Source organism: Leptospira perdikensis, assembly GCF_004769575.1.
GTDB classification, from domain to species: Bacteria; Spirochaetota; Leptospiria; order Leptospirales; family Leptospiraceae; genus Leptospira_A; species Leptospira_A perdikensis.
Genome location: NZ_RQGA01000003.1, coordinates 493,759 through 511,514, shown reverse-complemented (window position 1 = coordinate 511,514; position 17,756 = coordinate 493,759). Strand labels below are relative to the sequence as shown.

Sequence of the window (17,756 nt, the reverse complement as noted above, 5' to 3'; positions counted from 1 at the left end):
ATGGTATTGAACCAATGAGTGGGCGGTATCAAATGAACAAAATAAAATTTCAACTAACAATGATCGCAGCTATCACCTGTCTTTCGCTAGTCGGTGTAAATTGCGGAAAAAATGAAGATTCCAATTCTGGCAAAGGGATATCGGCAGTTGCAGATGACAAATCACAACAAGATGTTCTAAAAATAGCTATGGGTTCTAAAGACCATACAACCCTTGTCGCAGCTGTCCAAGCAGCAGGTCTCGTGGATTCCCTTGCAAACCAAGGCCCATTCACTGTGTTTGCACCAACAAACGATGCCTTTGCGAAATTACCAGCAGGCACTGTTGATGATCTTTTAAAACCAAGTCAAAAGGATTCATTAAAGAACATATTAGAATACCACGTTGTTGTAGGTAACTTAACTGAATCCATTTTGAAATCTGAGTTCACAGGTAAAGACGATGAACTCGGTATGGCGAACGGAAGTCATACAAAAGTTTCCATAAAAAATGGAAAGGTAATGATCAATGGTGCAACGATAGTGGCATCCATTCCTGCAACGAACGGAATCATCCATGTTGTGGATACGGTATTACTACCCCCAGCCAAGAAATGATAAATACTAAAATACTAAGGAGTATTTAAGATGAACCTTTCAAAATTTAACGGAGCACACAACCGACTAAAAATCGGACTCATATTGGGACTCCTAATGAGTATGACAATTATATCCTGTGGAGGAGATAAAACAGAAGAGACACCTGCATCTAACGCAGGTTCCAAGGGAATAGGGCCAGTTAAGTCAGTTAACATCGGAGCTTTGGACCAAACAATGGCCGACCGTGGTAAAAAACAATTTGAAGCAAAGTGTTCTGCTTGTCACAAATTTGAAGAGAAAGTTGTAGGACCTGCTCTTCAAGATGTTACACTTCGCAGAACTCCTGAATGGATCATGAATATGATTCTAAATCCGGTAGAGATGACTCAGAAAGATCCGATTGGACAAGAGTTACTCGGAGAACACTTAACTCAAATGACATTTCAAAATATTAAGGAAGAAGAAGCCCGAGAGATTCTCGAGTACTTCCGTAAGATGGATTTAAAATAGGTAACTATATGAACAAAAAATCAAATCTAATATTGATTATATTAGGAGTCACACTTTTTTCATTGATTCCTAATTGTAAAAAAGGTGCATCAACAGCAACACTTGCTTCCGATGCAGCTTCTCGAGTTTACGTCGCACCAGGAGAAAAGGACGAAGTGTACGCCTTTTTATCTGGTGGATTTAGCGGCCAGATGTCAGTTTACGGAATCCCATCGGCGCGGTTATTCAAAATCATTCCAGTGTTTTCTGTTTTTCCTGAAAACGGGTATGGATTTGATGAAGAAACCAAAGATATGTTAAAAACAACTCATGGTTATGTGCCGTGGGATGACAGCCATCACGTTGAAGCATCGATGACAGATGGAAAACAAGATGGTCGTTGGATGTTTTTAAATGCAAACAACACACCGAGGCTTGCAAGGATTGATTTAAAGTCTTTTGAAACCAAGGAAATTTTAGAAATTCCAAACACAGCAGGAAACCATGCTTCCCCATTTGCTACCGAAAACACAGAGTATCTAATGGCAGCGACACGTTTCTCGGTTCCTGTTCCCCAAGCAAGTGTGGCAATCGATAGTTTTTCCAAAGGTGGGTTCAAAGGAACTGTCACTATGGTAAAAGTTGATAAAAACACAGGAAGACTTTCTATTGAATTACAGGTTCTTGTTCCTGGATTCAACTATGACTTATCCCATTGTGGGAAAAAGAAATCCCATGACTGGTGTTTCTTCAGTAGTTACAATTCGGAACAAGCACATAAAATGTTAGAGGTTGGGGCTTCCAAAAAAGATAAAGACTTTATCTTAGCATTCAACTGGGTTCGTGCAAAGGAATGTAAAGACCAAGGCAAGGCTTATAATTTTGGTGGTGACTACGTAAACAACTTTCATGATGAAAACAAACCTGCCGTATCCACTCGGTTAAGCGGTGTGAAAATGTTAAATCCGAAAGATTGTCCAGGTATGATGTATTATATGCCAACACCAAAAAGTCCACATGGAACCGATGTTGACTCCACAGGAGAATACATTGTTGGTGGTGGAAAGTTAGCTTCTGTCATTCCCGTTCACTCCTTTAGCAAAATGATCGAAGTAAAAGATAAGAAAGAACACCATTCCACTGAAATCGAAGGGATTCCCGTTCTTAAATATGAATCTACACTTGCTGGTGAAGTACAAAAACCATGTCTTGGTCCATTACATACTGAGTTCGACGGTCAAGGGTATGCTTATACATCTTGTTTCGTAAGTTCTGAAGTAGTAAAATGGAAACTGGGAACTTGGGAAGTGGTCCAACATCTTCCAGCTTATTATAGTGTAGGTCACTTATCAATAGTTGGTGGTAGTTCAACAGAACCTTATGGTAAATATCTAATCGCCATGAACAAAATCACTAAAGATCGCTATCTACCAGTGGGTATGGAATTACCTCAAAGTGCTCAGCTTTATGATATCTCATCTGGTAAAGCAGAGTTATTATCTGACTTCCCTACCGTTGGGGAACCACACTATTCACAAATGATTCCTGCGAAACTGCTTATGGATAAAACTGCAAAACTCTATCCTCTAGAGGAAAACAAACATCCATATGCAACCAAAAGCGAGAATGAAGCAAAAATCGTAAGACTTGGAAGTACCATTCATATCTACATGACAGCCATTCGTTCTCACTTCAAACCAGATATTATTGAAGCAAAAACTGGAGAAACTTTATACTTCCACGTTACCAACCTGGAACAAGACTACGATATTCCTCATGGTTTTGCGATCGGTGGAGCACCTAACATGACAAATCTACTCATCATGCCAGGGGAAACTAGAACCTTCAAGTGGGTGGCTCCAAAACCGGGTATTTATCCATTTTATTGCACTGACTTCTGTTCTGCTCTCCACCAAGAGATGCAACAGTACATCCGAGTTAGTCCATAACCTATATGAAAACTTTACTTTTCCAAACGTTAAGTAAAAGAAACCGGCTCCTAATCTTAGGGGTCGGTTTGATTCTTGTTTCCGTATTTTTGATTCCTATTTGGTCTATTTCGATATCGGCTCCGCAATACCCTGAAGGGCTTGGAATGCAGATTTGGATTAACAAAATCACTGGTGCAACACCTTATGATTTAAAAAATATAAACCTTTTAAATCATTATATAGGTATGCAAGAGATTATATCAGAATCGATTCCGGAACTACTGTTTATGCCGTATGTTCTTGGTTATCTGATCTTTGGAGCTTTCATCACTGAATTGTATCCAAAAGTAGGAATGGCCATTCTTGGAATCATTAACCTAATCATTGTCGGTCTCGTTGGACTATCTGATTTCTGGCGATGGGAATACAACTATGGACATAACTTAAACCCAGATGCGCCCATTATCATTGAAGGAATGGCTTATCAACCACCACTACTTGGCTGTAAGGTGATGTTAAACATTACTGCTTGTAGTTATCCTTCTTATGGTGGTGTGATTTTAGGCCTTAGTCTCGTCACATTGGTATATATCCTCTGGGATGAGAATCGAAGGAAAAAATCAAATGTGCATTAAAAGTTTAAGACTAATTTGTATTTTCCTCATAGTTGGTTTTATCAACTGTGGGGAAGTTCATCCTGAAAAATTGATAGTAGGAGAAATGAAATGTAGCCATTGTTCCATGAACATTGTAGATATGCGATTTCACACACAAATCATTACATACAAAGGGAAAAGATACCATTTTGATGCCATTGAATGTATGAACCAGTTCCAAAAGGATAAACAATTGAGAATCGAAAAAATCTGGGTTACCAATTACTTAGATCAAAATGAATTTCTATTAAAAGAAAAGGCAACCATTATCCAATCTAGTAAAATTCGTTCACCCATGGGAGCGGGATTTGCCGCTTTTAAAACTTATGAAGACTCCATCCCTTTCCAAAATTAAAAAAGTTTCTCTTGGAACCAAATGGAATTTTAACCATCATCTCAATCTGCATATAGTTCTTCAAACTATCAAACCTCCAATATCCCTATTTACTTTTATACTAATTGTAATTTTACCTATCTATCCGCTATTTACAAAAACCATTGCTGTTTGTACAAAATGTACGATAAAAACAGTAAAGAATGCTATTGATATCTCAAAAAATGGAGACACCATTCAGATCCAAGAGGGAATCTATAAAGAAGGTTTTTTACCTATTACCAAATCCATTACCATTAATGGCGAAGCAGGTGTTGTGATTGATGGACTCAAACAAAAACACGTGTTTGGAATTTATTCCAATGGGGTTCGGATTCAAAATCTAACAATCAAGGGAAGTGGAATCTCTGATTTAACAGAATTTGCAGGAGTCCATGCCGAAAAAGTCAAAGATTGTCACTTCGAAAATCTAGTCTTAGAAGATAATGTTTATGGTTTTTATCTGGCAGAAACCACTCACTGCACTCTTAAAAATAATATTTCAATAGGCAATGCTGAAAATGAAGTACTCGGAGGAAACGGCATCCACCTTTGGTCTGCAAGTCATAATAAAATCATCGGTAACCAACTGAAAAAACATAGAGATGGGATATATTTAGAATTTTCAGAGAACCTCGAAATTGAAGGAAATGAATCTAAGGAAAACATTCGTTACGGAATGCACTTCATGTTTTCAGGGCATAATAAATTCAGTCGTAATGTTTTTAAAAACAACTCTGCCGGTGTTGCTGTGATGTATAGCAAAGATATCGTTATGGATGAAAATCAGTTTATGGATAACTGGGGGGAAAGTTCCAATGGAATTTTACTCAAAGACATTGCAGATAGCACATTAACTAAAAATCGATTTGAAGGGAATACCATCGCTGTGTTTGCTGATGGAATCAACAATATCAAATTTCAAAATAATGACTTCATTAACAATGGATGGGGAATTAAAATTCTAGGAAACACTGATCATAACAAAATCACTGATAACAATTTTATAAAGAATGTATTTGATATTAGTACCAATACAAAATCCACAACAAATGAATTTATAAATAATTATTGGGATCATTATGAAGGGTATGATTTAAATAAAGATCATTACGGTGACATCCCTCACAAAACCATTCACTTCTTTGGATACTGGATTGCAGTGTATCCTTTTCTAATGGTGTTATATGAATCCCCTGTCGTTTTATTTTTACAAGGAATCGAAAAAGCATTCCCCATTGTAACACCAATTGAATTTGAAGACCAACATCCTCGGATGAAGGAAAGAATATGATAGAAGTAAAGAATCTTACCATCAGTTATGGAGGAAACTCTATCGCTGTTAAAGATATAAATTTTCTAACGGAACCAGGAACCATTCTCTCCATCATTGGTCCAAATGGGTCAGGAAAAAGTTCCCTCATCAAAGGAATTCTTGGACTCGTACAACCAACTTCCGGTTACATTGAGTTTATAGAAAAAAAACAAGACCCACATACAATCGGTTATATGCCACAAACACCAAGATTTCCGGCAAATATCAAAGTGAAGGAACTAATTTCTTTTTTTAAAAAATTAGAACCTGTCGAGGAAGAATCATTTCAAAAATTATTCTCTACTTTAGAGTTAAACAACCACATGGATAAAAAAATTGGTTCACTTTCTGGCGGAACCAAACAAAAAATCAGTATCCTCCAATGTTTTTCTTCTAAAAAAGATTTGTATGTCATTGATGAACCTACAGCTAGTTTGGATCCATATATCTCACACTTACTAAAATCGCTTTTGATAGAAAAGAAAAAAGAAGGATCTCTTGTGATCTTTTCTACTCACATACTAGCAGAATTACAAGAGTTAGCAGATCGATTCCTCCTTTTATCAGAAGGATCGATCTTAATTGATGATTCACCCGGAAATTTTTTGCGAAAAAACAATAAAACCGATTTAGACCAAGCTTTGATGAATTTCTGGAACGAGGAATACAAAACAAAACCATGAAAGAAATTCTAATCTTCGAAATTAAAGAAAACATAAGAAGTCGCTGGGTATTTATCTATTCTGGCCTACTTATACTCGTAATGATGATCCTTAGTTTTTTTGGCGATCAAAATGGAATTCGTTTACTCATAAGTATCATGAACTTAACACTCATTGTAATTCCACTTTTTTCCATCACATTTTCAGGACTGTCATTTTTAGAATCTATGCCTTTTGCAGAAGTATTACTTTCAAAATCGGTAAGTCGAACTGCATTGTTTTTTGGGAAATATTTAGGAATTACTATCTCTTTATCACTCGGCTTAGTGTTAGGCCTTGGAATTCCCGGAGTGTTTCTGTTTTTTCAAGATCCGAAGTTTCTTTTTTTATTTTTAGAACTATTGACTTTTGGAATCTTTTTAACTGCAATCTTTGTTGCGATTGCTTTTTTAATTTCTTCTTTTGTAAGAAGAGGGGAAATCGTTTTGACCTTCTCTCTTTTGGTTTGGTTATACTTTTTTATCTTCTTTGATGCTTTAGTTTTTATCTTTAGTTTGTATTTAGGAGAATATCCTATTGAAATTCCATCTCTTATCATCATTCTACTCAACCCAATCGATTTAATTAGAATTCTTTTAATATTACAAACTAGTTCTTCTGCCCTTCTCGGTTTTTCTGGTGCTCTGTTATTAAAACAACTGGGATTATTAGGTGTATCAGCGATCACTACTTTGTTTTTATCTTTATGGGTAACCATACCATTGATGGTTTCTTTCAAACGATTCAAAAAGCGAAATTTTTAATCTTTGTTTTAGATTTTAGCAAATAAAGGGATCCACTTGATTTAGATCATGGAAAGATCAAAGTGAAAAGAATAGAATGATATTTGACTACTATGAAACGTTGGTTACAAATAGCTTCGGTTTTGATTCTCCTTCCTTTTATAGGTAAAATCCTATTTCTGGAAACGGGACTATTTGCCCAGTCTATGTATAGACTTTCTATGATTTGTCATTGCAATCATGGCTCTAAAAATGAAATCCACAGAGATGAAAACACAGACCAAACAAAACGGATTACCTGTCTTTTAAGAAAAGGAAGTGGTCCACACCAATGTTCTTGTTCTAAAAAAAAATCGGCAACAAAAGTCCTCCAGTCTCAATCCATGAACCCGAGTTTCCCTTTCGAAACAAAATTTCAAAATCAAATTTCCTATGACGCACTCATTTTTTCCTTCCAAACTAATACCCATTTATTGATTGGATTTTCACACCCACCAGACAAACCACCAAGACATACCTTTTCTTAGAAACAAATAAATGTATTGGTTCCTTATATAAGAACCATTTCCCAATCAATGAGGAAAACTGAATCAACAGTTGAGTCCTTGGTCTTCAATCAAAAGGTAATTTTATGTTAAAGAATTTATTCCATTCCACTTTAGTATGTTTGCTTTCTATTAATTGTAGTATGGCTAAGACTACAGAGGCGAACAATTCATCAAACCTACTCTCTCTCCTTGTCGCAGCAACAACCAACCCCGGTTGTGCTCTCTCCTCTGTGCAATCCATTACAAGTAATCTCACACAAGTAGAAAACAAACCACGCACAAAGTATTCCATTTCTGAATGTAATGAAGTGGGATTCAATAATTTAGGTCTCACTCAAACAGAGATCACTAAAGGAGCAACCGGGGTGAGTGCATCATCAATATTGTATACAAACAATGATGTAATGTATGCCACAAACAAAGGAGGAACCAATATAGAAGTTACCTTCACTTTAAACTCACCAACTAGTACACTTGATGTGGTTGGTTATGGATCTGGGAATCCAGTCTCTGGCCCCACATACAGACTGGTCGCAGGAGCACAAACTCAGTATAAAAATGCATCAGGTGTATTTGCCAATACAGGAAAAGGAGGTTCTGTTTCCGCACCCATTCCTTCCGCCGGAACAAGTTACACCTTCTGTTTAGATTTTCAATCAACACCGAGTGGATCGAGATTTTTAAACGGCTTCAATAAACCATGTTCAGAGTTAACAGATACGGAAAGAGGATCTATGTCTTACTATCCTATCATGCAAATGATGAACGTTCCAGTGTATACAAACGGAAATCGGTTAGGATTTATATTAAACGGAGTGACCATCACTTCCTTTACAATCGGCTCCATTGTATCGAATACAGAAATGTAAATTCTCTCTCCAAACACTTGTCATACTGGTGAATCAAGTAGCCGGTATGATTTTTTTCGAAAGGGTAATCACACAAATGAAACTAAAAACACTAATCCTATTATTTCTCATCACCACTCCTCTTTTTTCCAAAGGGATTATCATTGAGAATGCTTATATCAAATATACATCCTCCAAAAACTCAGTTGTTTATTTTTCCATTCATAACACAACAAACACCGAAAAAAAAATTATCCAAACAAAGTCTGACATAGCAGATCGCGTCGAATTATTTACCATGAAACCTTCGGACTCAGGAATGAAAATGATTCCCGTAGAAGAATTCTCAATTCCGAAAAATAGTTCCTTACACCTTAGTCCGAGAGGTGACCACATCATGCTCTTTGGAATCAAATCTCCTCTAAAATTAAAAGAATCGATTCCTTTTCGTTTTATTTTTTCCGATGGAAGTGAAATTCAAAAGGATATTCCAGTCGAAAACGAAAGACCAAATAATGAATTAAACAAAAAACTAGAACTATCTGAAAAAAACAACAAAGAGATAAGAAATAAAAACAATGTTATCGATGAATCAAAAGAAGATGTTATGTCAAATTATGATCAGAACATACCAACTAACGAAGACCACTCGGAACACAATCATGAAGGGCATGATCACCATAATCGCGCGGATACCCTAGCTCCTGCAGGAATCATGAACCCACATATTCATGAAAAAGGGAAATGGATGGTGGATTATCGTTATATGGGTATGAAGATGTGGGGTTTACAATCAGGCGGAAAAAGCCAATCCGATCTGGGAACGTTATATTTTCCTTACACTGATCCAACAGTCCAAATGCCATCGGGAAGTTTGATTACAAGTTCCCCTCTTGGAACCACAATTCCAATACTTTCACCTAACAAATACAATTATATGTCTGTTCCTGCAGATATGGTAATGGAAATGAATATGGTGAGTGCTATGACTTCTATCTCCGATAAATGGATGATCATGTTTATGGTCCCTGCGATCAAAAACAAAATGACTATGGTATCAAGTAATTTTGATCGAGCACCTATGAGCTCAGCAGGTATAGGTGATGTAAGTTTTAGCACAGCCTATAGGTTGATCAAAACAGAACATCAAAATTTTTTTACAGGGATGGGTCTTTCTCTTCCTACTGGCTCCATTGATGAAAGAGACAATATGCCTATGATGGGTGTACAAAAAGTTCCTTATAATATGCAACCTGGATCCGGTACTTACAGTTTATTACCACAACTATCATATAACGGTAATTACAAAAAAATTTCGTGGGGAGCTCAATCACAAGCCAACTTACGTATTGGAAAAAATGATAACCATTATAGATTTGGAAATCGATATGAAGTTTCTGGATGGTTATCGTTTCTTATACACGAATCCATGTCTTTCTCAGTTCGTGTAGCCAAACAAAGATGGTTGAACTTACAAGGGGCTGATGCCACCTTAGATCCGAAAATGGATCCGCAAAATGATCCCTACCGCCAAGGGGGAATGCGTAGCGACCTACTAATCGGAGTTAACTTTTTAATTACCAAAGGAATTCTACAAGGTGCTCGGTTTGGATTCGAATATGGGAAACCCTTTCATCAAAATTTAAACGGACCCCAACTGGGAACAAGAGAACTCGTTAACGTATTTGCCTCTTTTACGTTTTAGAAATTTAGTTTTGTTTTTTCTTTGGGCGCACATCTCCGGCTCTCCGCTACAATCTTTCCTATCGGAAAGGATTTTCGCTTCGATCCGGGGCGCGAAGAAATTGATTTCTCTATTGACGAATTAAAGTGATTTCCAAAAAATTTAGTGAGTGATCTAACTAAATTTAAGGATTTCACTTCCCGACACCTCTTATGACAAATACCCACCTAACCATTCGAAACGCAAAACCTAGTGATGTAGATTCCATAGTTCCCCTCATCCATTCTTCAGGACCCAAAGCTTGGACCTTTGTCTTCCAAGAAGAAAAAAAAACTGCCTTTGATTTTTTAAATTCCTCCTATATTCGTCGTGGAAATACAGTATCTTATACCAATCATTGTGTAGCAGAAATCGATGGTCGGGTCGTAGGATCTATCCTCTCTTATTCACAACCTAGTTTTTTAGCACTGACAATGGGAACAGCGCTTCGTATCCTTTCCGTATATACATGGAAAGCGCCGAAAGTGATGGCGCGAGGTCTCAAAACAGAAACCATCATCCAACCACCAAAACCAGGATGTTTGTATTTAGGTCATATTGCTGTATTAGAATCAGAAAGAAATAAAGGGATCGCAGGAGAACTCATCCAGTATATGTTAAACAAAGAAACAAAATATAAAACTGCTTCTTTGGATGTATCGGCTGAAAACAAACCGGCAATTTCTCTTTATCAAAAGTTAGGATTTCAAATTAAAGAAACAAGACATCCTTTAGGTTGGGAAGGAATCATTCCTTCACATCACTATATGGAAAAACAAATTTAAACTTTTGTATGAAAAAAGACATTCATTCAAAAGCAAAATCACAACTAACAAGTTCTGGTTATTATCTGTTTCACAATTTAATTCCACTGACTACTATCAATATCTTAAAAGATATTCTTCTTCGTTCCCACGAGGAATGGTTACAAGAATTTCGGAACCCAAAGAATGTGAATAGTGCCTATCTCACTTCCAAAAAATTTACAAAAGATACACAAAACAGAAAAACTCTATTCGCATTCATTGAATCTGACTTATTATTAGATATCTGTGATTTGGTTTTCCAGGATCCTATTTACTTTCTCAATACACAGATATTTTTTAACCCAACAGATAAGGACAAACTTCCTTATTGGCATAGAGATATCCAATATATGGGGATTCCGGAAGAAGAACAAAAAGAAAGGATTCATAAAGATTTTGTTTGGCATTTTCGTATTCCTTTGGAAATGGATCCAGGGATTTGGATTGTGCCTGGTTCCCAAAACCGTTGGGATTCCGAAGAAGAAAGAAACATACGTTTGGAATTAGAAGGTAAAAAAAACCATGACGACATTCCTGGACAAATTCTGATCCCACATGTACCAGGGGACCTGCTTGTATTTTCAGCTCATCTCATTCACAAAGGGAATTATGATTCCGAACGTTTCTCTTTCGATATCTTATACACAAACTTTCCAGAACAAAAACAAACCGCAGAAATCTGGAACCACTTTCCAGAAGAAGAAATCCAAGTCAAAAAATCCAAAAACAATTCCATATTCCAACTCCGCTAAGAATGGGAATCTAAAATAAAACCCAAGCGCCAGCGACCGCAGTGGAAATCCTTTCCCGAAGGGAAAGATTGGAACGTAGGGCGCGGTCATTTGTTGGATAACTCCAACTCATCTAACAATTTCGAGGCGCCCCAATTTTAGTCATTGATTTCCCGCCAAAGCAGGAAAAACCATTCCGTATGAAAGATTTTTTCTTACGAAACAATGCTTATCATATTTGGGCGACCAATCTTTTGTATGAGTCATTAGAAACCATAACAAATGAGGATTACAAAAAAGATGTAGGATTATTTTTTAAATCCATTCACGGAACATTAAACCATTTGTTAATTGTTGAGAAAGTTTGGTATTCACGTCTTGTTGGCGAAGTTTACGCCCCAACATCCTTAAGTGAAGAAATCGAAACCGATCGCCAAACATTGAAAAAACGAATGATCGAAAGTTTAGAATTATGGAATACTTGGCTACAAGGTTTGAATGATTCCGTTTGGCCCACTCTTTTTCGTTACAAAACCATGCGTGGGTTTGAAGCTGAACTCATTTTTAGTGATGTGGTGCAACACAACTTCAACCACCGCACCCATCATAGAGGCCAAATTACTGCCGCCATAACATTATTAGGTGGAAAATCCCCAGAAATCGATTTTGTTTATTACCTTCAAACTTTAGGAAAATAATATGTGGAACCCATCCAAAAAAACCAGAACCATCGCTAGTAGGATTTTAACCGTTTTGTTTTCAATAACAATGGTCTTTCATGTGGTTGCCCTCTTTCAACTCATTCCCTACCAATACCTTTGGGGTGGGAGACTAAGTAACTTAGAAGAAATGTATGTGATGGAGACGGTAGCTCTGATCGTAAATGGATTTTTTTTGTGGTCAAGTGTTCAGTATTTAAGATACATAAATCGAGGTTTGGTGCCCATTTGGATTCGAATTCTGTTTGGATTCATTGGAGTTATATTTTTACTCAATACTCTCGGGAATCTAGTTGCCATCACCAATTTAGAAACTTTACTGGCTACACCGGTAACAGCAATTTTATCGGCAATTTGTTTCTCATTGGTACCAAAATATGAAAATTAGACAAGCTAACTACAAAGACATTTCCAAACTCTCTGAGATATTCGATGCTTATAGACAATTCTATGGACAAAATTCGAATATAACAGGCGCTTCACGATTCCTTCAAGATCGAATGGAACACGGACAATCCATTATCTTTTTGGCAGAAGATTCTAAATCAGGTGAAATTGCTGGATTCACACAACTATACCCTGTATTCTCTTCCATTTCTATGCAAAGGTCTTATATTCTAAATGACCTCTTTGTCAAAAAAGATTTTCGTAAACAAGGAATCGCCAAACAATTGATTGCCGAAGTTAAATCTTTTACTAAAACCAATTCTGGAAAAGGTTTAGAACTTTCCACTTCCACACATAACAAAGAAGCTCGTGCGCTTTATTCCCAAGAAGGTTTCGAACAAGAAACTGAGTTTTTAACTTATTTCTGGAAATCTGTTTAAATTAATTTAAAGGAGTAAGTTACTGTGTACATTCCCGAATATTTCAAGATGGAAACTGACTTCATATACAAATGTATTGAAGAAAATCCATTTTCTCTATTGGTTTCTGAAATCCAAGGGAACTTAAGTGCTACACATATACCTCTGCTCCTTTCCAAAGACAAACAATCATTAATTGGCCATTTTGCAAAACCAAATCCACAAAAAGAAAGTTTAGGTAAAGAAGTTCTTTGTATTTTTTCTGGCCCTCACTGTTATATCTCTCCTTCTTGGTATGAAACAGACCGCGCAGTACCGACATGGAATTTTACAGCAGTACATGTAAAAGGCATTCTAAACATTGTGGAAGATCCTAATTTAATTCATGATAGTTTACTTACACTGGTCAATAGATTTGAATCTAAAGATTCAAGTTATAAAATGGATCATGTAGATACCAAATACATTGAAGGTCTAAAAAAAGGAATTGTTCCTTTTGAAATCAGAATTACTTCCATAGAAGGAAAGGCAAAACTAAGCCAAAACCATTCTGAAGAACGTAAGAAAAAAGTGATTTCTGAACTCGAACTACTACCAGGTGAAAATGAAAAAGCCATTGCAAAATTAATGAAAGACGAACTTACAAAGGGAAGTTGATACTTGGGAATGAATTTATCCTTTGTTTGTTCGATTGAAACTCTATGAATTTATATTTAGATTTATTCAAAACTTTTTTTATTTTAGGATGTACATCCTTTGGTGGGCCAGTTGCTCATTTGGGATACTTCCAACACGAATTTGTTGAAAAGAAAAAATGGGTCACATCTTCCGCCTATGCAGACTTAGTTGCTCTTTCACAATTTTTACCTGGTCCTGCCAGTAGCCAAGTAGGAATCGCCATTGGACAAATCCGTGGCGGAATCTTCGGTGGAATCCTTGCTTGGTTTGCTTTTACACTTCCTTCTGCAGCACTCATGGTCATTTTTGGACTTGGTGTTGGTTTATATCCCGAATTTTGGAACCAAGGTGTCTTACATGGATTCAAAATTGCCGCTGTGGTTGTAGTCGCTCATGCCGTTTGGTCCATGGGTATCAAACTTTGTCCCGATAAAGAAAGGATCAGTCTCGCAGTAATCGCATTAGGAATATCAGTTGGTATTGGTGGGACATTAGGACAACTGCTTCCAATTTTGTTAGGTGGTATCTTCGGGTTTTTCTTTTTAAAAAAAGTAGATAACCTTCCCCATTCACCGACTGGATTTAAAATTTCAACTTCTTATTCCTATGCCCTACTCACCTTTTTTTTCCTACTTCTATTTTTTCTTCCCATTCTATCTAATTTCTTCCAAAACCAATCGATTCGGATATTTGATAGTTTCTTTCGTGTTGGCTCTTTGGTGTTTGGAGGTGGACATGTTGTATTACCTCTACTCAAAGAAGAAGTAGTCACTACTGGTCTTGTTTCAAACCAAATGTTTATGGTAGGTTATGGTGCAGCCCAGGCCATTCCAGGTCCGCTATTTACCTTCACTGCTTATCTTGGAACAGTTTCAAATCTACCACCGAATGGAATTTGGGGTGGAGTTTTTTGTTTGGTTGCTGCTTTTTTACCGGCTTATCTACTGATCATCGGTGTTCTTCCTCTTTGGGAAAAATTTCGAAAAGAATCTTGGCTAAAACAATCAATGGCTGGTATCAATGCGGTTGTTGTTGGGTTACTTATCTCTGCTTTGTATTCTCCGGTTTGGACTGAAGCAATTTTTAATCGATTTGATTTTGTTGTATTTGCTCTCGGTTTTATTTTACTTATGTTTTGGAAGTTTCCCTCTTGGAGCATTGTCGTTGTTTGTGCCTTTTTGGGATTTTGTTTGAATTTTTAATTTAGGAAAATATCTCTCGTGAAACTAGAATTAAATGTCAGAGTGACTCCAGAGATTGCCACAAACCCGGACCATCTCTTACAATTTGTTTCCAAACAAAACAAAATTCCGAAAACATCCATCAAACACATTGAATGTACTTCACGTTCCATTGATGCAAGACAAAGAAATGTTGTTTTCCAATTACGATTGGACGTGTATGTAAACGAAGGTTTTATTCCTTTAGAATATACAATTCCTCAATTTCCAAATGTAAATTCAGCGGAGCCAGTCATTATCATCGGAGCAGGTCCTGCTGGATTATTTGCCGCATTACGTGTGCTAGAACTTGGAAAAAAGCCGATTATCTTGGAACGAGGAAAAAATGTAAAAGATCGTATAGACGACCTTCGGGGAATCAATGTCCATCATATTGTAAACGAAGATTCCAATTATTGTTTCGGAGAAGGAGGAGCAGGAACTTATTCCGACGGAAAACTCTACACCAGATCCAAAAAAAGAGGAAACATTCGTAAAGTTTTAGAGTATTTAGTTTCCTTTGGGGCCACCAAACAAATACTAGTTGATGCACATCCACACATTGGAACAAACAAACTCCCTCGTATCATTCAAAATATTAGAGAGTGTATTCTTTCTTCCGGTGGAGAGGTTCATTTTCAAACTCGTATCACGGATCTGATTCTTTCAGGAAATTCCATTGTGGGGGTGAGTTCCGCCTCGGGTAACAAGTGGATGGCCAAAAATGTCATTATCGCCACAGGCCATTCAGGACGAGAAATGTTCGAACTTCTCCATACAAAGGGAATCGAAATTCAAACAAAACCTTTAGCCATTGGTGTACGGGTAGAACATCCACAGAGTTTGATTGATTCTATCCAATACCATTGTGATGTAAAAAACCCACTATTACCTGCATCTGAATATTCTCTTGTGAAACAAATTAATGGCAGAGGTGTGTATAGTTTTTGTATGTGTCCTGGCGGAGTGATTGCACCCTGCGCCACCAAACCAGGAGAAGTTGTGACCAATGGTTGGTCGAGTGCAGAACGTTCACGACCAACTGCCAATTCTGGAATTGTCGTAGAACTAAGATTTGATGACTTTAAACCATTTGAATCTTATGGCGTTTTTTCTGCCCTTAAATACCAATCGACAATTGAACAAAAAGCCTTCCAAATGAATGGAGGAACACAAAAAGCCCCAGCACAAAGAATGGTAGACTTTACAAAAAATCAAATCTCCACCGATCTTCCAAAAACTTCTTATACACCTGGACTTGTATCCGTTTCTCTTTCCGACTTACTCCCACCACTCATTGCAGACTCTTTAAAAAAAGGGTTCCAGGAATTTGATTCTTCTATGAAAGGATACTTTACGAACGAAGCCATCATTCATGCACCGGAAACACGTACTTCTTCTCCCATCCAAGTTCCAAGAAATCCTGAGACATTAGAACATATACGTATTAAAGGATTGTATCCATGTGGAGAAGGAGCCGGTTATGCAGGTGGGATTGTATCAGCAGCCATTGATGGAATGAAATGTGCAGAAGCTGCCCTTACTGGTAGTTTTACAAAGTAGAGATGAAACAGTTTCGTGATTATCTACCATCCCTTTGTATTTGGGTGGTGGTCTTTTATTTTTTATCAGAAAGATCGATCTTTCGTTACCAACATATGGGAGCAGGAGTGGACATCGGTCTGTTTGAAAACCTATTCTATAATTTGGTACACAATACAAAGGCTGTCACTTCCATCGGGATTGATGGTAAAGAACATCACTACTTTGCCGACCATATCAATTGGTATATTTACCCTTTAAGTCTGATTTATCGTATTTTTCCTTTTGTAGAAGGTTTTTTAGTCTTTCAAGCTTTTGTATTGAGTGTACCTATCTTAATTCTTCCTCTGTTCCAAAAAAATTCTTTTCTTCAATGGATTTATCCTTTGTTATATGGCTGTTTTTTACCGGTTTACTGGATTCAAATTTTTGATTTCCATCCTGAAGTTCTTTGGATCCCTTTATTTTTTTTATTCTATTACTTTTGGAAACAAAAATCACCTTATTGGATTTTGTTTTTCTTTTTAAGTTTATTTGCTAAAGAAGAATGTGCTTTAGTTTTTATTACATTTTCCTTGGTCGAAGGGAGATCTAGGAAAAAAGAAAATTTATTTATCGGAATCTTATCATCTGTTTATTTTATCTTTTGTATTTTTCTTCTCAGCCAGTTTCGAAATCCTTCTCTGACTGTACAATTCCCTGCACACTGGGAGAGGTATCAAAACCCAATTGTTGCTTTGCAAAACTTACATTTGTTTCCTTATCTTTTTATGTTTTTAAACCTACCATTTGTTTTTTTGACATTTAGAAACAAATTGATGTTCTGTTTGATCCCTTATCTTTGTTATTCGCTATTTTCTTCATATGAAGTGAACAAAACTCCTTTCACCCATCACAGTTTCATAACAATCCCCCTCCTCTTTCTTAGTTTTATAGAAACTATAGATACATTCCAAGAAAAAAACAAATGGTTGTTTGCTTGTATAACACTAACTATTTCTCTTATTCTTTTTGTTTCATTTGGCCCTCCATCCAAATCTTATTCCTATAAAAAAGAATATATGAATCCAGGTATTTCCATAAGAGATCTCACTACCATGCGTACGTTAATCGCAGAAAAATCAGTGGTTTCGAATGTACCGCAGTATCTTTCCAATCGAAGCCAAGTTCAGATGTTTTTATCAGGCCATGAGTATTCGGCTGATTATTTTGTTTTTTATCAATTCCGGAATGAAACTCTACCGATAGCCATTCCGAAGGGATATATTTGGGAAAGAGAGATAGAAAACCATATTCAAATTTATAAATGTAAAGAAAATTGATTGATCTCTTCTCAAAACTACTTAGAG

20 protein-coding genes are annotated in these 17,756 nt (G+C 36.7%); all 20 read left to right on the top strand.

Features of this window, described 5'->3' with window-relative positions:
* The first annotated feature begins 32 nt into the window (after positions 1-32).
* Positions 33-596, top strand: a complete 564-nt coding sequence (locus EHQ49_RS03730; RefSeq protein ID WP_244241328.1) for a fasciclin domain-containing protein — start codon at positions 33-35, stop codon at positions 594-596.
* Positions 597-626: 30 nt separating this feature from the next.
* On the top strand, positions 627-1,088 hold the full coding sequence (locus tag EHQ49_RS03725; RefSeq protein ID WP_135576472.1) for a c-type cytochrome: 462 nt from the start codon (positions 627-629) through the stop codon (positions 1,086-1,088).
* An 8-nt stretch (positions 1,089-1,096) separates the two neighbouring features.
* On the top strand, positions 1,097-3,016 hold the full coding sequence (nosZ, locus tag EHQ49_RS03720; protein ID WP_135576470.1) for a Sec-dependent nitrous-oxide reductase: 1,920 nt from the start codon (positions 1,097-1,099) through the stop codon (positions 3,014-3,016).
* 5 nt (positions 3,017-3,021) lie between these two features.
* Complete coding sequence (locus tag EHQ49_RS03715; protein ID WP_135576468.1) at positions 3,022-3,633, top strand: hypothetical protein; 612 nt, start codon at positions 3,022-3,024, stop codon at positions 3,631-3,633.
* Positions 3,623-4,009, top strand: coding sequence for a nitrous oxide reductase accessory protein NosL (locus EHQ49_RS03710; protein WP_135576466.1), 387 nt, complete (start codon positions 3,623-3,625; stop codon positions 4,007-4,009). The genes EHQ49_RS03715 and EHQ49_RS03710 overlap by 11 nt, the downstream gene beginning before the upstream one ends.
* Entirely contained in the window at positions 3,963-5,321 is a 1,359-nt protein-coding gene (locus tag EHQ49_RS03705) for a nitrous oxide reductase family maturation protein NosD (RefSeq protein WP_244241327.1), read from the top strand. Before EHQ49_RS03710 ends, EHQ49_RS03705 begins: the two co-directional genes overlap by 47 nt.
* Complete coding sequence (locus EHQ49_RS03700) at positions 5,318-6,025, top strand: ABC transporter ATP-binding protein (protein ID WP_135576462.1); 708 nt, start codon at positions 5,318-5,320, stop codon at positions 6,023-6,025. The genes EHQ49_RS03705 and EHQ49_RS03700 overlap by 4 nt, the downstream gene beginning before the upstream one ends.
* Complete coding sequence (locus tag EHQ49_RS03695; protein ID WP_135576460.1) at positions 6,022-6,807, top strand: ABC transporter permease; 786 nt, start codon at positions 6,022-6,024, stop codon at positions 6,805-6,807. The genes EHQ49_RS03700 and EHQ49_RS03695 overlap by 4 nt, the downstream gene beginning before the upstream one ends.
* 92 nt (positions 6,808-6,899) lie before the next feature.
* On the top strand, positions 6,900-7,313 hold the full coding sequence (locus EHQ49_RS03690; RefSeq protein WP_135576458.1) for an LIC_11090 family protein: 414 nt from the start codon (positions 6,900-6,902) through the stop codon (positions 7,311-7,313).
* A gap of 104 nt (positions 7,314-7,417) precedes the next feature.
* Complete coding sequence (locus tag EHQ49_RS03685; RefSeq protein WP_135576456.1) at positions 7,418-8,203, top strand: hypothetical protein; 786 nt, start codon at positions 7,418-7,420, stop codon at positions 8,201-8,203.
* 76 nt (positions 8,204-8,279) lie between these two features.
* Complete coding sequence (locus tag EHQ49_RS03680; RefSeq protein ID WP_135576454.1) at positions 8,280-9,887, top strand: copper chaperone PCu(A)C domain-containing protein; 1,608 nt, start codon at positions 8,280-8,282, stop codon at positions 9,885-9,887.
* A gap of 191 nt (positions 9,888-10,078) precedes the next feature.
* Entirely contained in the window at positions 10,079-10,690 is a 612-nt protein-coding gene (locus tag EHQ49_RS03675) for a GNAT family N-acetyltransferase (RefSeq protein WP_135576452.1), read from the top strand.
* Positions 10,691-10,698: 8 nt separating this feature from the next.
* Positions 10,699-11,463: a phytanoyl-CoA dioxygenase family protein gene (locus tag EHQ49_RS03670; RefSeq protein ID WP_135576450.1), complete on the top strand. Its 765-nt coding sequence runs from the start codon at positions 10,699-10,701 to the stop codon at positions 11,461-11,463.
* Positions 11,464-11,642: 179 nt separating this feature from the next.
* On the top strand, positions 11,643-12,140 hold the full coding sequence (locus tag EHQ49_RS03665; protein ID WP_135576448.1) for a DinB family protein: 498 nt from the start codon (positions 11,643-11,645) through the stop codon (positions 12,138-12,140).
* Between the two features lies 1 nt (position 12,141).
* Positions 12,142-12,549 carry a hypothetical protein gene (locus tag EHQ49_RS03660; RefSeq protein ID WP_135576446.1) on the top strand — a complete coding sequence of 136 codons (408 nt, stop codon included), beginning with the start codon at positions 12,142-12,144 and terminating at the stop codon, positions 12,547-12,549.
* Positions 12,539-12,988: a GNAT family N-acetyltransferase gene (locus tag EHQ49_RS03655; protein ID WP_135576444.1), complete on the top strand. Its 450-nt coding sequence runs from the start codon at positions 12,539-12,541 to the stop codon at positions 12,986-12,988. Before EHQ49_RS03660 ends, EHQ49_RS03655 begins: the two co-directional genes overlap by 11 nt.
* 24 nt (positions 12,989-13,012) lie before the next feature.
* Complete coding sequence (locus EHQ49_RS03650; protein WP_135576442.1) at positions 13,013-13,624, top strand: FMN-binding negative transcriptional regulator; 612 nt, start codon at positions 13,013-13,015, stop codon at positions 13,622-13,624.
* Between the two features lie 44 nt (positions 13,625-13,668).
* The gene (gene chrA, locus EHQ49_RS03645) at positions 13,669-14,847 is read left to right on the top strand and encodes a chromate efflux transporter (RefSeq protein WP_135576440.1); all 1,179 of its coding nucleotides are present in this window, start codon (positions 13,669-13,671) and stop codon (positions 14,845-14,847) included.
* A gap of 18 nt (positions 14,848-14,865) precedes the next feature.
* A complete protein-coding gene (locus EHQ49_RS03640) occupies positions 14,866-16,428 on the top strand; it encodes an NAD(P)/FAD-dependent oxidoreductase (protein WP_135576438.1) in 1,563 nt (520 codons plus the stop codon).
* Positions 16,429-16,430: 2 nt separating this feature from the next.
* A complete protein-coding gene (locus EHQ49_RS03635; protein ID WP_135576436.1) occupies positions 16,431-17,729 on the top strand; it encodes a DUF2079 domain-containing protein in 1,299 nt (432 codons plus the stop codon).
* Positions 17,730-17,756: the final 27 nt, after the last annotated feature.

Excerpts from the sequence above, each read along its gene's own strand:
- EHQ49_RS03715 (WP_135576468.1), top strand. The coding sequence starts at position 3,022 with ATGAAAACTTTACTTTTCCAAACGTTAAGTAAAAGAAACCGGCTCCTA.
- EHQ49_RS03670 (WP_135576450.1), top strand. The coding sequence starts at position 10,699 with ATGAAAAAAGACATTCATTCAAAAGCAAAATCACAACTAACAAGTTCT.
- EHQ49_RS03660 (WP_135576446.1), top strand. The coding sequence starts at position 12,142 with ATGTGGAACCCATCCAAAAAAACCAGAACCATCGCTAGTAGGATTTTA.
- EHQ49_RS03700 (WP_135576462.1), top strand. The coding sequence starts at position 5,318 with ATGATAGAAGTAAAGAATCTTACCATCAGTTATGGAGGAAACTCTATC.
- EHQ49_RS03665 (WP_135576448.1), top strand. The coding sequence starts at position 11,643 with ATGAAAGATTTTTTCTTACGAAACAATGCTTATCATATTTGGGCGACC.
- EHQ49_RS03680 (WP_135576454.1), top strand. The coding sequence starts at position 8,280 with ATGAAACTAAAAACACTAATCCTATTATTTCTCATCACCACTCCTCTT.
- EHQ49_RS03695 (WP_135576460.1), top strand. The coding sequence starts at position 6,022 with ATGAAAGAAATTCTAATCTTCGAAATTAAAGAAAACATAAGAAGTCGC.
- EHQ49_RS03690 (WP_135576458.1), top strand. The coding sequence starts at position 6,900 with ATGAAACGTTGGTTACAAATAGCTTCGGTTTTGATTCTCCTTCCTTTT.
- EHQ49_RS03725 (WP_135576472.1), top strand. The coding sequence starts at position 627 with ATGAACCTTTCAAAATTTAACGGAGCACACAACCGACTAAAAATCGGA.
- EHQ49_RS03710 (WP_135576466.1), top strand. The coding sequence starts at position 3,623 with ATGTGCATTAAAAGTTTAAGACTAATTTGTATTTTCCTCATAGTTGGT.
- EHQ49_RS03655 (WP_135576444.1), top strand. The coding sequence starts at position 12,539 with ATGAAAATTAGACAAGCTAACTACAAAGACATTTCCAAACTCTCTGAG.
- EHQ49_RS03730 (WP_244241328.1), top strand. The coding sequence starts at position 33 with ATGAACAAAATAAAATTTCAACTAACAATGATCGCAGCTATCACCTGT.
- EHQ49_RS03675 (WP_135576452.1), top strand. The coding sequence starts at position 10,079 with ATGACAAATACCCACCTAACCATTCGAAACGCAAAACCTAGTGATGTA.
- chrA (WP_135576440.1), top strand. The coding sequence starts at position 13,669 with ATGAATTTATATTTAGATTTATTCAAAACTTTTTTTATTTTAGGATGT.
- EHQ49_RS03635 (WP_135576436.1), top strand. The coding sequence starts at position 16,431 with ATGAAACAGTTTCGTGATTATCTACCATCCCTTTGTATTTGGGTGGTG.
- EHQ49_RS03685 (WP_135576456.1), top strand. The coding sequence starts at position 7,418 with ATGTTAAAGAATTTATTCCATTCCACTTTAGTATGTTTGCTTTCTATT.
- nosZ (WP_135576470.1), top strand. The coding sequence starts at position 1,097 with ATGAACAAAAAATCAAATCTAATATTGATTATATTAGGAGTCACACTT.